Source organism: Nocardioides campestrisoli, from assembly GCF_013624435.2.
Taxonomy (GTDB): Bacteria; Actinomycetota; Actinomycetes; order Propionibacteriales; family Nocardioidaceae; genus Nocardioides; species Nocardioides campestrisoli.
This window is the reverse complement of record NZ_CP061768.1, coordinates 2494954-2507852: the sequence shown is the minus strand read 5'-3', so window position 1 is coordinate 2507852 and position 12899 is coordinate 2494954. Positions and strand designations below refer to the sequence as shown.

The window sequence follows — 12899 nt, the reverse complement described above, 5'->3', positions numbered from 1 at the left end:
TCGATATCCTCGACGCGTGATCGACACCGCGTCCTGGGGACAGCGTCTGCTGGCTCTGCTGATCGACTGGCTGGCCTGCCAGGCCGTGGTGTGGCTCTTCCTCGGCATCGGCGGCTGGCTCGACAACCCGTACGCCGGCTTCATGACGACCGGGCTCTTCCTGGTCGAGTCGGCGGTGCTCACCGCGGTGGCCGGCGGCTCCTTCGGCCAGCTCGCCACCCGCCTGCGGGTGGTCAGGATCGGCGCGCCCGGCGAGGCTCCGCGCCCGCTGGGGCTGCTGCAGGCCTTCCTGCGCCAGCTCCTGGTGCTCCTGGTGGTCCCGCCGCTGGTCTTCCGCCCTGACGGCCGAGGGCTGCACGACATCGCCGTGAGCTCGGCCGCGGTGAGACTGGACTCCTTGCGCGCTCCGCGTCAGTAGGGTCCGAGGGCCACAGCGCCCACCGGAAGGTCACCCATGCGCCACTCCCTGTTCCTCAGGAGGGCCGCAGCAGCGGCCGCCGTCCCGCTCGTGCTGAGCGCACTCGCCGCGTGCGGGTCCGAGCCGGGCGACGACGAGCCCCAGGGTGGCGGCACTGCCGTCGTGGGGGGCGTGGAGCCCGGTGAGGACGTCTCGACCGAGGAGTTCGTCGACCTCATCGCCGCGGCCGCCGAGGCGGCCACGAGTGCGCACGTCACCATGGAGGTCGACGGGTCCGCGCTGAGCTACGAGTCCGAGGGCGACATCGACTACTCGACCATGCCGCCGTCCTCACGGATGACCCTCACGGACGAGTCCATGGGGGGAGAGGTGGAGTCGATCCAGGTCGACGGGTTCAGCTACACGTTGCTCCCTGAGACGGATGGCAAGTGGCTCGAGACGGATCTCAGCGGCTTGCAGGAGGGCCTCGGTGGGCTCGGGGCGTTCGACCCCGCCACGTCCACCGACATGCTGCGCGCCGCCCTCACCTCCGTGGTCTACGTGGGCCCGGACGAGGTCGACGGCGAGGACCTGGAGCACTACACGGCCACGGTGGGGACCGAGGAGATGCTGGGCGAGATGCTCGCAGACAGCTCGCTGCCCTTGCCGGACCTTCCCGACGAGCTCACCTACGACATCTGGTTCGACCAGGAGGGTCTCCAGCGTCGCCTCGAGGTGGACATGGGCGAGGGCGTCGGCACCACGACGATGACCATGTCCGACTGGGGCAAGGAGGTCCGGATCGAGAAGCCTCCGGCCGATCAGATCACCGACTCGATCCCGGCCCCGTAGGGTCGGGCTGGAACCGTCCCTCCAGCGAAAGGCCCTGTCCCATGCGTCGCCCCCTCCGGCTCCGGCGAGCTGCCGCAGCGCTCGTCCTCCCGTTCGCCCTTGCCACCCTCGCTGCCTGCGGGTCCGACTCCGGCGACGAGCCGACCGGCTCCAGCGCAGCCGCGGACCCTGGCCTGGAGGCGGGGGAGGAGATGCCCGCCGAGGACTTCGTGGACATCCTCGAGGAGGCCGTCGACGCCGAGAGCACCGCCCACGTGGCGATCACGGCGGAGGGTCAGTCGGGCATGGACCTGGAGGGAGACATGGACTACTCCACGACCCCGCCGTCCTCCCGGATGACCATCCAGGACGAGACCGCGGGCGGTGAGGTCGAGGTCATCCAGGTCGGCAAGGTCAGCTACCTCAAGGCCCCCGAGCAGGGGGACAAGTACCTGAAGATGGACATGTCCGGGCTGGACTCCCTGACGGGCGGAGGGATCGGCCTCGACCCGGGCGCCACGCTGGGCAAGATGAAGGACGCGGTCAAGACCGTCACCTACCAGGGCGCCGAGGACGTGGACGGCGAGGAGATGACGCGCTACACGCTGGTGCTGGACACCCGGAAGCTGATGGGCCCGGAGATGGCGGAGATGGCCGAGCTCGCCGAGCTTCCTGAGGAGAGCACCTACGAGATCTGGTTCGACGAGGACGGGCTCTACCGCCAGCTCGTGAGCGACCTGGGCGAGGCGGGCGGCAAGGTGACCATGAAGCTCTCCGACTGGGGCAAGGACGTCTCCATCGAGGCGCCCCCGGCCGACCAGGTCATGGAAATGCCGAAGATGCCCGAGCTCCCGGAGATCCCCGAGATGCCGGAGATGCCCGAGATGCCGTCGATCACGCCGGCGCCGAAGGGCTGAGCCCCCACCCCGCACGTAGCCTGGAGAGGACAGAGCGACCAGCACGGAAAGGCCTGCCATGCGTCCTCCCACCACCCTGCGGCGGACGGCGGCCGCGCTGCTGTTCCCACTCGCCCTTGCCCCCGTGGCGGCCTGCGGAACCGACACCGGCGATGACCAGCCCGCCGGTTCCAGCCTCGCCGCCGACCCCGGTCTCCAGGCCGGCGACGAGATGCCGCTCGAGGAGTTCGCCGACATCGTCGAGGAGGCGGCCGATGCCGCCACCACGGCGCACGTCGAGGGATCGCTCGTGGCGCCCGACGAGTCCGGGAACGTCGAGGTGGAGGGAGACGTGGACTTCGCGGGCGCGTCTCCCTCGGCCCGGCTCACCACGACCGACGGGGCCGGGGACGACGAGAGCGAGCTGCTGCTCGTGGACGGTGTCGCCTACGTCGCGATCCCCCAGCTCGGGGAGAAGTACCTGAAGATCGACCCCGGAGCCCTGCCCGGGGGCCTGAGCGACAAGCTGGGCGACCTGCCGATGGATCGCACGGACCTGGCGGACGCGGTGAGCCGGGCCGTCTCCCGGGTGACCTACGAGGGCGACGACGAGGTCGACGGCGGCGACGCCGCGCGCTACACCGTCACGCTGGACGCCTCGAAGATGGCGGACCACCTCGGTGGCAAGGGCGCCGGCCAGGCCGGCCAGCTGGACATCGAGGTCTGGTTCGACGAGGGCGGCCTGTTCCGGCAGGTCTCCACCGACGCCGGCCAGGAGACCGGCTCGCTGTCGGTGACCTTCTCCGACTGGGGTGACGAGGTCTCGATCGAGAAGCCCGCGCAGGACCAGCTGATGGAGATGCCGGAGCTCCCCTCGAGCCCTGGCCTCGGCCAGCACTGAGCCCGCCTGATCGGTGCTCCCGCTCGGGCGGGAGCACCGCACGGCTCAGGTCAGCGGCCGCGCAGGTTGCCGCGCATGCCCTTCATGTTGGTCGGCATCGGGCCCTTGGGCAGGGGGATGTTGGACCGGTTGGCGTCCAGGGCCTTGAGCCGGTTGAGGACGTCGGTCATCTGCGCCGGCTTGACGTTGCGGCCCAGCTTGGTGACGTGCTTGACCAGCTTGGGCAGCGGGACCTGCCCCTCCTCACGGCCGCAGACCACCTCGAACAGGCGGGTCTCGGCGACCACGCGCTCGTGCTTGCGCCGCTCGCTGGTGAGCAGGGCCTTGATCCGGGCGGGGCTGCTGCCCTCGCCGACCAGGACGATGCCGGGCGGGCCGACGACCCGGTGCACGACGTCCTGCTGCTTGGTGAACGCGACGACCGGGTCGACCTTCCAGCCGCGGCGCAGCATGCCGAGGGCCGCGGCCGCCGCGCCCGGCTGCCCCTCCATCTGGCTGTACGCCGCGCGCTGGGCCCGGCGTCCGAAGACGGTCATCCCGCCCAGCAGACCGGTGAGGATCGCACCCACCACGGTGAAGACCGTGGAGATCCAGCCGTCTCCGGGGAGCAGCCAGATGACCAGGAAGCCGACTGCCGCACCCAGCAGGGTGGCGCCCAGGATCCAGAGCCCCAGACGGGGGTCGGACTTCTTCGCCATCTGGTAGGAGCGGACCAGCTGCTTCCGACGGCTGAGGTTCTCGGGAGCGGGGGTGGACATGGTGGTGCCTTTGCTGCCGGGGCCGGTCGAACCGGCCTGGGTCGTGGAGGTGGAAGCGCTCAGGCCGTCTGCACGGACGAGCGCGCGTCCATGGCTTGACGGTACAGCCGTCCCGCCCGGTAGGACGAACGGACCAGGGGACCGGACAGGACTCCGGAGAAGCCGATCTCGTCGGCCTCCTGCTTGAGCTCGACGAACTCCTCGGGCTTCACCCACCGCTCGACGGGGTGGTGGCGCACCGACGGGCGCAGGTACTGGGTGATGGTCACCAGCTCGCACCCGGCGTCGTGGAGGTCCTGCAGCGCCTGGGAGATCTCCTCGCGGGTCTCGCCCATGCCGAGGATCAGGTTGGACTTGGTGACGAGGCCGAAGTCGCGGGCCGCGGTGAGCACGCCGAGCGAACGCTCGTAGCGGAAGGCGGGGCGGATCCGCTTGAAGATCCGGGGGACCGTCTCGACGTTGTGCGCCAGCACCTCGGGACGGGACTCGAAGACCTCGGTCAGCAGCTCCGGGCGGCCGTTGAAGTCGGGGATCAGGTTCTCCACGCCGGTGTCCGGGTTGAGCTCGTGGATCGCGCGGACCGTCTCGGCGTAGAGCCAGGCGCCGCCGTCGGGGAGGTCGTCGCGGGCGACGCCGGTGATCGTGGCGTAGCGCAGCTCCATCTTCTGCACCGACTCCGCGACCCGGCGGGGCTCGTCCCGGTCCAGCGCCTGCGGCTTGCCGGTATCGATCTGGCAGAAGTCGCAGCGCCGGGTGCACTGGTCGCCGCCGATGAGGAACGTGGCCTCGCGGTCCTCCCAGCACTCGAAGATGTTGGGGCAGCCCGCCTCCTGGCAGACCGTGTGCAGGCCCTCGGACTTCACCAGCCCCTGGAGCGCGGTGTACTCCGGACCCATCTTCGCCTTGGTCTTGATCCACGCGGGCTTGCGCTCGATCGGGGTCTCGGCGTTGCGCACCTCCAGACGCAGGAGCTTGCGACCTTCGGGCTGCGGGTTGGTCGTCGTCACGTGACGGACTCTACGCCGGACCGGGTTGCCGCCCAATCAGTGCAGGTCACCGGCGCGGGACCGCCCGGTCACCCGCCGGGCCTGACCAGCTCGACCCGGGGGGTGCGCGCCGGATCGGGGCGCGGCTCGTAGTCGGGGGTGGGGGTGTACGGCGTCCACGCCAGGTAGGTGCGCAGGTGCCGCTCGACGACCGGCAGCGCCTCGGTGACAGGCACGTCACGGTCCAGCTCCCGGCTCAGCGAGGTGACTCCGGCGTCGGCGATGCCGCACGGCACGAACCGGCCGTACCAGTCCAGGTCGACGTCGCAGTTGAGCGAGAAGCCGTGCATGGTGACCCCACGGCTGACCCGGATCCCGATGGCCGCGATCTTGCGCTCCGGCCCCCGGGCGTCGGCCTTCAGCCACACCCCGCTGCGCCCTGGGACGCGGGCGGTGCGCACCCCGAGGTCGGCGCAGGTGTGGATCAGCGCCTCCTCGACGCGGCGCACGTAGTCGACCACCTTGACGTGGTCGGGCAGCCGGACGATCGGGTAGCCCACCAGCTGGCCGGGGCCGTGGAAGGTGATCTTGCCCCCGCGGTCCACGTCGACGACCTTGGCTCCGCCCGGGTCGAGGGGACGCTCGTGCGGCTCGGTGCGCTTGCCGGCGGTGAAGACCGGCGGGTGCTCGAGGACCAGCACCTGGTCGCCCAGCGAGCCGTCCGCGACGCGGGCGTGCACGTCGCGCTGCAGCTGCCACGCAGCCTCGTAGTCGACGGCGTCGTCGCCGAGTCCGGCCACCTGGAGGTTGAGGCTCATGCTCCGACCCTACGACAGCGGCCCGTGAGGCCCTGGGCGTCACCGGCCCGCATCCCGGCCGCCGCCTGTGGACGAGCGCCACGGTCGCGGGGAGGAGGCGGCAGAGTGGACGCGTGTCCCTCCGCCGCGCCGCCACCACCAGCGTCCCCGTGGCGATCGCGAGCCTGGCCGCGACCGTGGTCGTCTGGGCGGTCACCGGCGGACCCCCGCAGCGCGACCGCCCGGTGGCGGCGGGCCTGGGGCCCGACCACGTCGAGCTGGTGCGGGCCTGGGACCGGCGCCGAGCCGAGGCCTGGGCGAAGGGGGAGCCGCGCCTCCTGCGGCCGCTCTACACCCCGGACTCACGCACCGGACGGCGCGACGTACGCATGCTGGACCGCTACCGCGAGCGTGGCCTGCGGGTCGAGGGGCTGCGCACGCAGCTGCTCTCGGTGCGCGCCGTGCGGGAGGAGGCCGACCTGCTCGTGCTGGAGGTCACCGACCGGGTGAGCGCCGCCGAGGTGGTCGGCGAGGGACTGCGCCGCGAGCTGCCTGCCGACGCGCCGAGCCGACGCGAGATCACCTGGCGGCAGGAGACGGGGGAGTGGCTGGTGCACGAGGTGTTCGACCTACCGGGCGGCGCCGGCGCTCGGGAGCGTGCGGCACCGCCGTGACGCGGGGGTTCGGGGTCCGGGGGCTGGGCGGGCCGGGTGCGGTTCAGCCGGCCGCACGCAGGGCGGCGGCCAGCACGTCGTCGACGTCGAGGTCGGAGAAGTCGTAGCCGGCATGCTCGAGCGCGGCGGGACGGGCGTGGACCGACCCCAGGATCTCGGGCGCCATGGGGCCGGCGGCGCAGCGCAGCACCGGCCCAGGAGCCACGAGGAACGCCGGGCGCCCGACGGCGCGGGCCAGGGCCTGGGTGAACTCGGCGTTGGTCGGGGTCTGCGGGCAGCACAGGTTGAACGGGCCGGACAGGTCGTGGGAGCCGGTCAGGAAGGCCACCGCACCCACCCAGTCACGCAGCGAGATCACCGGGAACCGCTGGTCCCCGCGCCCCAGGCGCGCGCCCAGGCCGAGCCGGAACAGGGTGCGCAGCTGGCTCAGGGGAGCGGCCCGGTGGTCCAGCACCGGCGCCGTACGGAGCACGCAGACCCGGGCGCCCGCCTGGGTGGCCGGCGCGGTCGCCTCCTCCCACTCGCGGCTGACCCTGGTCAGCAGGGCCTCTCCCCGGGAGTCGCTCCGCTCGTCGACCGGCTCCTCGCCGTGGTCGCCGTAGACCGAGATCCCGTTGCCCGCCAGGAAGGCCGGCGGACTCTCCTGCTTCGCGACCGCCTCGGCCAGCACCCGGGTGGTCACCACCCGGCTCTCCCGGAGCTCGCGGGCCCAGCGGCGCGAGTGCGGGTTGCCCATGGTCGGCGCGCCCGCGAGGTTGACCACCGCCTCGACACCCTCCAGGGCGCCGGCCGGGAGACCGTCGCCGTAGGGGTCCCACCGGACCTCGGAGCGGCCGGGCTCTCGCCGCACCAGACGGGTCACCTGGTGGCCCTGGCCTCGCAGGTGCTCGACCAGGTGGGAGCCGAGGAACCCGGAGGACCCGGCGACGAGGATGCGCATGTGCCCAGGGTCTCAGGAGACTGGTTGACCCGTCTCGCTCTCCTCTAGGGTCCGGCCATGCCTCTGCGTGCCCCGGTCGCCCTGCTGACCGCCCTGATCCTCCTCTGCCTGGCGGGCTGCACCGACGACTCAGGCGACTCGGGCCCGGCGCAGGAACCCGCGGCGCCGACGGTGTCGGTCGCTCCGGCGGCACCCGATCCCGAGACGGTCGCGGACGAGGTGAAGCGCGGTGCACGGCTGAGTGAGCTGCCGGAGGAGTTCCTCCCCGCCGTGCCGTTCGTGGCCCAGGGAAACTCGCTGACCGACGTGCAGCAGTCGTGCGTGCTCAGCTATCTGGCGGTCGAGCGGGAGACGCCGTGCGTGCTGGGGGACCCCGAGGCGGACCGGGAGGTGGTCCTGTGGGGCGACGCGCACGCCGCTCAGTGGATCGCCGCCCTGGAGCGGGCGGGGCGGGAGCAGGGATGGCGGGTGCTGGTGCGCACCAAGTACGGCTGCCCGCCGCTGCTGGGGGTCACGCCCTGGCTGGAGGCCGAGGAGCGGCCGTACGAGGAGTGCGTGGAGTTCAACGAACGCACCGCCGAGATGCTGCCCGACTCCGAGGACGACGTGGTCCTGCTCGCCGGGTCCCCCCGTGGGCTCGCTCTGGTCGTCGACGGGAGGCCGCAACCGGTGGGCGTGCCCGCGCAGGGGCAGGGATGGCGCAGCGTCCCCGCCCAGGACCGCGCCTACCAGGAGGGGCTGGGCGCGAGCCTGGAGGCTGCGGCCGAGCGCGGTCCGCGCACCGTGGTCCTGGGGGACACGCCGTACCCAGGGCACGACGCCCAGGCCTGCCTGACGGCGAACCCCGGCGCCCTGGGCGCCTGTGCCGCGCCCCGCAAGGAGGCCGTGCTGGAGGGCCACAACGCCAGGCTGGCGAAGACCGCCCGCAAGCAGGGGGCTTCGTACGTCGACCCCGTGCCGTGGTTCTGCACCGACCGGGTCTGCCCGGCGATCGTCGCCGAGCGGGTGGTGTACCGCGACGGCTTCACCGCCGGACGGCTCTACGTGGACTACCTGACGGACGTGCTGGGGGAGGCCGTCGGTCTCATGGACTGACGACCTCCCCCGTCACACCTCAGACGTCGAAGCCGCCGGCCTCCAGCCGGGTCTTCACCTCGGTGAGGAACCGGGCCGCGTCCGCGCCGTCGACCAGGCGGTGGTCGTAGGTCAGGGCGAGGAAGGCCATCTGCCGCACCGCGATCGTCTCGCCGAGGTTGGCGTCGTCGATCACCACCGGGCGCTTGACCACGGCGCCGGTGCCCAGGATCGCCACCTGCGGCTGGTTGATGATCGGGGTGTCGAACAGGGCACCCCGGCTGCCGGTGTTGGTGAGCGTGAAGGTGCCGCCGGAGAGCTCGTCGGGCGTGATCTTGTTGCTCCGGGTGCGCTCGGCGACGTCCGCGATCTTCCGGGCGAGCCCGGCGATCGAGAGGTCGCCGGCGTCCTTGATCACCGGGGTCAGCAGACCCTTGTCGGTGTCGACCGCGATCGCGAGGTTCTCCCGGTCGAAGTAGGTGACCTCGCCCTTCTCGGTGTCGATGGTCGCGTTGACCATCGGGTGCGCCTTGAGCGCGTCGATCGCGGCCTTGGCGAAGAAGGGCATGAACGAGAGCTTCACGCCCTCACGCGCCAGGAAGTCCGCCTTCACCGCGTCCCGCTGCCGCGCCACGGCCGTGACGTCGACCTCGACCACCGTGGTCAGCTGGGCGCTGGTCTGCAGCGACTCGACCATCCGCGAGGCGATGACCTTGCGCAGCCGGGACATCGGCTCCGTGCGGCCGCGCAGCGGCGAGGGCTGCGGGGCCGACGAGGTCGAGGCGGCGGCGGCCGGGGCCGCGGGCGCCGGGGCCTCGGGGGCCGGAGCCGACTTGGCGGCCGCGGCGTCGAGCACGTCCTGCTTGCGGATACGCCCGCCGACGCCGGTGCCGGTCACGGTGGACAGGTCCACACCGTGCTCGGCGGCCATCTTGCGCACCAGCGGGGTGACGTAGGTGCTCTGGTCGTCACCGCGGGCCGGGGCGGCCTCCTGCGTGGGCTTGGTCTCCGGGGCGGGCTCGTCCTGGGGCGCGGGTGCCTGCTCCGCAGCCGGCTGCTCGGGGGCGGGCTGCTCCTGCGCGGCCGGGGCCTGCTCCTGGGCGGGAGCCTGCTCCTGCGGGGCCTGCTCCTGAACAGGGGCCTCCTGCTCCTGCTGCTGCGGGGCCTCCTCCTGCTGGGGAGCGGGCTGCTCCTCCTGGGCGCCCTGCGAGGGCGACCCCGAGCCGATCAGCGCGAGCTCGGCGCCCACCTCGACGGTCTCGTCCTCGGCGACCTTCTGCTCCAGCAGGGTGCCGGCGACGGGGGAGGGGATCTCGGTGTCGACCTTGTCGGTGGAGACCTCCAGCAGCGGCTCGTCGACCGCGACCTCGTCGCCCACCTGCTTCAGCCAGCGGGTGACGGTGCCCTCGGTGACGGACTCGCCCAGCGCGGGCAGGGTCACGGGGGTGGAGGAGCCGCCCTCGGAGCCGGAGCCCTGCGAGGACTCCTGCGCGGCGGGCTGCTCCTGGGCGGCCGGTGCCTCCTCCTGGGCGGGAGCCTGCTCCTGCTCCTGCTCCTGCTCGGCCGGGGCCTCCTGCTCCTGCTGCTCCGCCTGGGGCTGGGCCTCGGGCTCGGCGCTCTCGGACGCGTCGCCGGCCGACTCACCCTCCTCGCCGAGGACCGCCAGCACGGCGCCGACCTCGACGGTGTCGTCCTCGTTGGCCCGGATCTCCAGCAGGGTGCCGGCGACGGGCGAGGGGATCTCGGTGTCGACCTTGTCGGTGGAGACCTCCAGCAGCGGCTCGTCGACGGCCACCTGGTCACCGACCTGCTTCAGCCAGCGGGTGACGGTGCCTTCGGTGACGGATTCGCCGAGTGCGGGGAGGGTGACTTCGGAGGCCATGGGATTCCTGTCGTCTCGTGGGTGGGGTGGTTCAAGAGTGTGCGTGCAGGGGCTTGCCGGCCAGGACCAGATGGGCCTCGCCGAGCGCTTCGTTCTGGGTGGGGTGGGCGTGCACGAGAGGGCTCACGTCCTCGGCGTGCCCCTCCCAGCCGTAGATCAGCTGGGCCTCGCCGATCAGCTCGCCGACGCGGTCGCCGACCAGGTGGATGCCCACCACGGGGCCGTCGACCACGGAGACCAGCTTGACGAACCCCTTGGTCCGCAGGATCTGGCTCTTGCCGTTGCCGCCGAGGTCGTAGGTCACGGTGGTGACGGCGTCGTCGCCGTACCGCTCCCGCGCGGCGGCCTCGTCCAGCCCCACGGAGGCGACCTCCGGGTGGCTGTAGGTCACCCGGGGGATGCCGCTCTCGTCGATCGGTGCGGGGGAGAGACCGGCGATCTCCTCGGCCACGAGGATGCCCTGGGCGAACCCGCGGTGCGCCAGCTGGAGGCCTGGGACGATGTCGCCCACCGCGAAGACCCCGTCGAGGTTGGTGCGGCACCGGTCGTCGGTGAGGACGAAGCCGCGGTCCATCGCCAGTCCCTGCTCCTGGTAGCCGAGGCCGTCGGTGACCGGGCCGCGGCCCACCGCCACCAGCATCAGCTCGGCCTCGAGGAGGTCGCCGCCCTCGACCGAGACCGCGACCCCGGTGTCGGTGTGCTTCACGTCCTCGAACCGGGTGCCGGTGCGCACGGTGATGCCGCGCGAGCGGAAGGCGCGCTCGAGAGCCTGGGAGGACGCCGGGTCCTCGGCCGCGACCAGTCGCGGCAGCGCCTCGACGATGGTCACCTCGGCGCCGAAGCTGCGCCACACGCTGGCGAACTCGCAGCCGATCACGCCGCCGCCCAGCACGACGACCGAGGAGGGGACACGGTCCAGCTCGAGCGCGTGCTCGGAGGAGAGGACCCGCTTCCCGTCCAGCTCCAGGCCGGGCAGGCTCCGCGGGTAGGAGCCCGTGGCGAGCACGACGGACCGGCCCGTGTAGGCGCGGCCGTCCACGGTGACCTCGTGCGGGGCCGTGAGCCGGCCCTCGCCCTGGATCACGGTGATGCCGCGCCCCTTGACCAGGCCGGTGAGCCCGGAGAACAGCCGCTTCACGACGCCGTCCTTGTAGGCGTGCACGCCGGTCATGTCGATCCCGTCGAGGCTCGCGCGGACGCCGAACTGCTCGGCCGAGCGCGCGGAGTCGGCGACCTCGGCCGCGTGCAGCAGCGCCTTGGTCGGGATGCACCCGACGTGCAGGCAGGTGCCGCCGAGCTTGGCCTTCTCGACCAGACCGACGGTGAGCCCGAGCTGGGCCGCCCGGAGCGCGCAGGCGTAGCCGCCCGATCCGGCCCCGAGGATGAGTACGTCGTAATCGGCCGCGGCCACGCTGTCGGTTCCCTCCCGCACGAGTCTTCGGAGTGCGTGACCAGGGCCACGCGCGTCATCGACCATCTTTGCACCCTTCTCCGTGGTGTCCAGCACCGCCTCGGCTGGCACCGACCGTCACACTGTGTCCATGGGACTGTTCGACCGATTCCGGCGTGGCGGCTCCACGCGCATGCGCCGACCTGCGCGGGACGCCTCGCGGACCGGCTCCACCACCGTGCGGGCCGCCAGCGGGGCCGACACCGACCACCTCAACGCCTGGGTCGCGGCCCGGCGCGGGGTGGAGGGGTTCGTCGAGCCGCGGACGGCCGTGAGCGACGTGACCCTGCTCCTGGTCGCCCACGACGGCGAGTGGACGCGCCGGCGTGTGCCGTCGGTCCAGTGGGCCCACTCGTTCTGCAACCACCACCGGATCCCTTCCTACGACGCGGCCGTGGTGGGCATCCCGCAGCGGATGCGGGACTACAACCGGCGGCGCAAGGCTGGCGGCCAGGCCTGACCACGCAGCACCTGACCGGGCGACACCGGGACCACATCCGGTCCCGCCCGGGTCAGTGACGTCTTCGCATCCCCCACGCGACGACGAGGAGCAGCAGCACACCCGCCGCCAGCCACGTGCCCGGACGCCGCGCCAGCGCCGGCAGAACGGCGCCCCCCAGGTCGATCGCGTCCGCGCTCCCCGGAAACGACGCTCGCCCCTCGGGCTGGTCGGCCCCGGGTCCCGGGTCCACCTCGGCCGGGTCCACCTCGGCCGGCGTAGCTTCGGCCGGGGCAGCTTCGGTCGGAGCCACCTCCCCGACGGCGACGCCGACCATCTCGACCATCCCGTCCACCCCGGTGGCCACCTCGACCACCTCGACGTCCACCTCCACGGCCGGCGCCGGGGCACCCGAGGTCGCGGCGTGGCGCTCCTCGAGGCAGGCGACGAACTGGCCCAGCAGTCGGTCGGAGACGTCCTGCATCAGCCCTCGGCCGAACTGGGCGGGCTTGCCGGTGATCGAGAGGTCGGTCCTCACCGCCACCTCGGTCGTCTCGTTCGAGCCCTCGATCCCTTCCGGACCCATCGTGAGGACGACCTGGGCGGCGGCGGTCCCGTTGCCGCGCCGGTCCTTGCCCCGGGCCTCGATCACCATGCGGTACGCCGCGCCGTCGCGCTCCACGAAGGTGCCCGCGCCGTTGTAGACGAGGGCGATCGGACCGAGCTTCACCTTGACCGAGCCCTCGAAGCCCTCCAGGTCGGCACGGGTCACGGTGGCGCCGGGGAAGCACTCGGCCAGGGCCCCGATGTCCTGGAACTCCGCCCACGCGGTCTCCACCGGGAGGGGAAGCGAGAAGGTGTGGGTCAGCTCCAT

Annotated in this window: 14 protein-coding genes; 7 read left to right on the top strand and 7 right to left on the bottom strand. The window is 72.6% G+C overall.

From position 1 onward, the window contains the following. Nucleotides 1–16: 16 nt before the first annotated feature. From H8838_RS11795 to H8838_RS11780, 4 genes are read left to right on the top strand one after another with little or no spacing between them, the layout of a single operon-like run. Nucleotides 17–418, top strand: a complete 402-nt coding sequence (locus H8838_RS11795; protein WP_181311262.1) for an RDD family protein — start codon at nucleotides 17–19, stop codon at nucleotides 416–418. 36 nt (nucleotides 419–454) lie between these two features. Next, complete coding sequence (locus H8838_RS11790; protein WP_185996314.1) at nucleotides 455–1249, top strand: LppX_LprAFG lipoprotein; 795 nt, start codon at nucleotides 455–457, stop codon at nucleotides 1247–1249. A 41-nt stretch (nucleotides 1250–1290) separates the two neighbouring features. Then, nucleotides 1291–2145, top strand: coding sequence for an LppX_LprAFG lipoprotein (locus H8838_RS11785; RefSeq protein ID WP_181311260.1), 855 nt, complete (start codon nucleotides 1291–1293; stop codon nucleotides 2143–2145). Between the two features lie 58 nt (nucleotides 2146–2203). Then, the gene (locus H8838_RS11780; RefSeq protein WP_185996313.1) at nucleotides 2204–3025 is read left to right on the top strand and encodes an LppX_LprAFG lipoprotein; all 822 of its coding nucleotides are present in this window, start codon (nucleotides 2204–2206) and stop codon (nucleotides 3023–3025) included. Nucleotides 3026–3075: 50 nt separating this feature from the next. Here the strand turns inward: H8838_RS11780 and H8838_RS11775 are convergent, their stop codons facing one another. From H8838_RS11775 to lipB, 3 genes are all read right to left on the bottom strand, one after another. Beyond that, entirely contained in the window at nucleotides 3076–3783 is a 708-nt protein-coding gene (locus H8838_RS11775) for a DUF4191 domain-containing protein (protein ID WP_185996312.1), read from the bottom strand. A 59-nt stretch (nucleotides 3784–3842) separates the two neighbouring features. Further along, a complete protein-coding gene (gene lipA / locus H8838_RS11770) occupies nucleotides 3843–4790 on the bottom strand; it encodes a lipoyl synthase (RefSeq protein ID WP_181311257.1) in 948 nt (315 codons plus the stop codon). 68 nt (nucleotides 4791–4858) lie between these two features. Then, nucleotides 4859–5587 carry a lipoyl(octanoyl) transferase LipB gene (gene lipB / locus H8838_RS11765; protein ID WP_181311256.1) on the bottom strand — a complete coding sequence of 243 codons (729 nt, stop codon included), beginning with the start codon at nucleotides 5585–5587 and terminating at the stop codon, nucleotides 4859–4861. Nucleotides 5588–5700: 113 nt separating this feature from the next. Between lipB and H8838_RS11760 the strand changes: the two genes are divergently transcribed. Continuing rightward, nucleotides 5701–6240 (top strand): hypothetical protein, encoded by a 540-nt coding sequence (locus H8838_RS11760; protein ID WP_185996311.1) that lies wholly within the window; start codon nucleotides 5701–5703, stop codon nucleotides 6238–6240. Between the two features lie 43 nt (nucleotides 6241–6283). Here H8838_RS11760 and H8838_RS11755 read toward each other — a convergent pair whose 3' ends face one another. Continuing rightward, on the bottom strand, nucleotides 6284–7180 hold the full coding sequence (locus tag H8838_RS11755; RefSeq protein WP_185996310.1) for a TIGR01777 family oxidoreductase: 897 nt from the start codon (nucleotides 7178–7180) through the stop codon (nucleotides 6284–6286). Nucleotides 7181–7237: 57 nt separating this feature from the next. On the opposite strand from H8838_RS11755, the gene H8838_RS11750 reads away from it, so the two are divergent. After that, complete coding sequence (locus H8838_RS11750) at nucleotides 7238–8275, top strand: SGNH hydrolase domain-containing protein (RefSeq protein ID WP_181311253.1); 1038 nt, start codon at nucleotides 7238–7240, stop codon at nucleotides 8273–8275. Between the two features lie 19 nt (nucleotides 8276–8294). Here the strand turns inward: H8838_RS11750 and sucB are convergent, their stop codons facing one another. Then, nucleotides 8295–10136, bottom strand: a complete 1842-nt coding sequence (gene sucB, locus H8838_RS11745) for a 2-oxoglutarate dehydrogenase, E2 component, dihydrolipoamide succinyltransferase (RefSeq protein ID WP_181311252.1) — start codon at nucleotides 10134–10136, stop codon at nucleotides 8295–8297. Between the two features lie 31 nt (nucleotides 10137–10167). Beyond that, nucleotides 10168–11547 carry a dihydrolipoyl dehydrogenase gene (lpdA, locus tag H8838_RS11740; protein ID WP_224766096.1) on the bottom strand — a complete coding sequence of 460 codons (1380 nt, stop codon included), beginning with the start codon at nucleotides 11545–11547 and terminating at the stop codon, nucleotides 10168–10170. A gap of 130 nt (nucleotides 11548–11677) precedes the next feature. Between lpdA and H8838_RS11735 the strand changes: the two genes are divergently transcribed. Then, nucleotides 11678–12046, top strand: a complete 369-nt coding sequence (locus H8838_RS11735; RefSeq protein ID WP_224766095.1) for a hypothetical protein — start codon at nucleotides 11678–11680, stop codon at nucleotides 12044–12046. Nucleotides 12047–12098: 52 nt separating this feature from the next. Here H8838_RS11735 and H8838_RS11730 read toward each other — a convergent pair whose 3' ends face one another. Next, complete coding sequence (locus H8838_RS11730) at nucleotides 12099–12899, bottom strand: SRPBCC family protein (RefSeq protein WP_185996308.1); 801 nt, start codon at nucleotides 12897–12899, stop codon at nucleotides 12099–12101.

Bases quoted from the DNA above. Each gene is read 5' to 3' on its own strand.
- H8838_RS11775 (WP_185996312.1), bottom strand. From the start codon at position 3,783: ATGTCCACCCCCGCTCCCGAGAACCTCAGCCGTCGGAAGCAGCTGGTC.
- lipB (WP_181311256.1), bottom strand. From the start codon at position 5,587: ATGAGCCTCAACCTCCAGGTGGCCGGACTCGGCGACGACGCCGTCGAC.
- H8838_RS11780 (WP_185996313.1), top strand. From the start codon at position 2,204: ATGCGTCCTCCCACCACCCTGCGGCGGACGGCGGCCGCGCTGCTGTTC.
- H8838_RS11735 (WP_224766095.1), top strand. From the start codon at position 11,678: ATGGGACTGTTCGACCGATTCCGGCGTGGCGGCTCCACGCGCATGCGC.
- H8838_RS11790 (WP_185996314.1), top strand. From the start codon at position 455: ATGCGCCACTCCCTGTTCCTCAGGAGGGCCGCAGCAGCGGCCGCCGTC.
- H8838_RS11730 (WP_185996308.1), bottom strand. From the start codon at position 12,899: ATGGAGCTGACCCACACCTTCTCGCTTCCCCTCCCGGTGGAGACCGCG.
- H8838_RS11785 (WP_181311260.1), top strand. From the start codon at position 1,291: ATGCGTCGCCCCCTCCGGCTCCGGCGAGCTGCCGCAGCGCTCGTCCTC.
- sucB (WP_181311252.1), bottom strand. From the start codon at position 10,136: ATGGCCTCCGAAGTCACCCTCCCCGCACTCGGCGAATCCGTCACCGAA.
- H8838_RS11755 (WP_185996310.1), bottom strand. From the start codon at position 7,180: ATGCGCATCCTCGTCGCCGGGTCCTCCGGGTTCCTCGGCTCCCACCTG.
- H8838_RS11750 (WP_181311253.1), top strand. From the start codon at position 7,238: ATGCCTCTGCGTGCCCCGGTCGCCCTGCTGACCGCCCTGATCCTCCTC.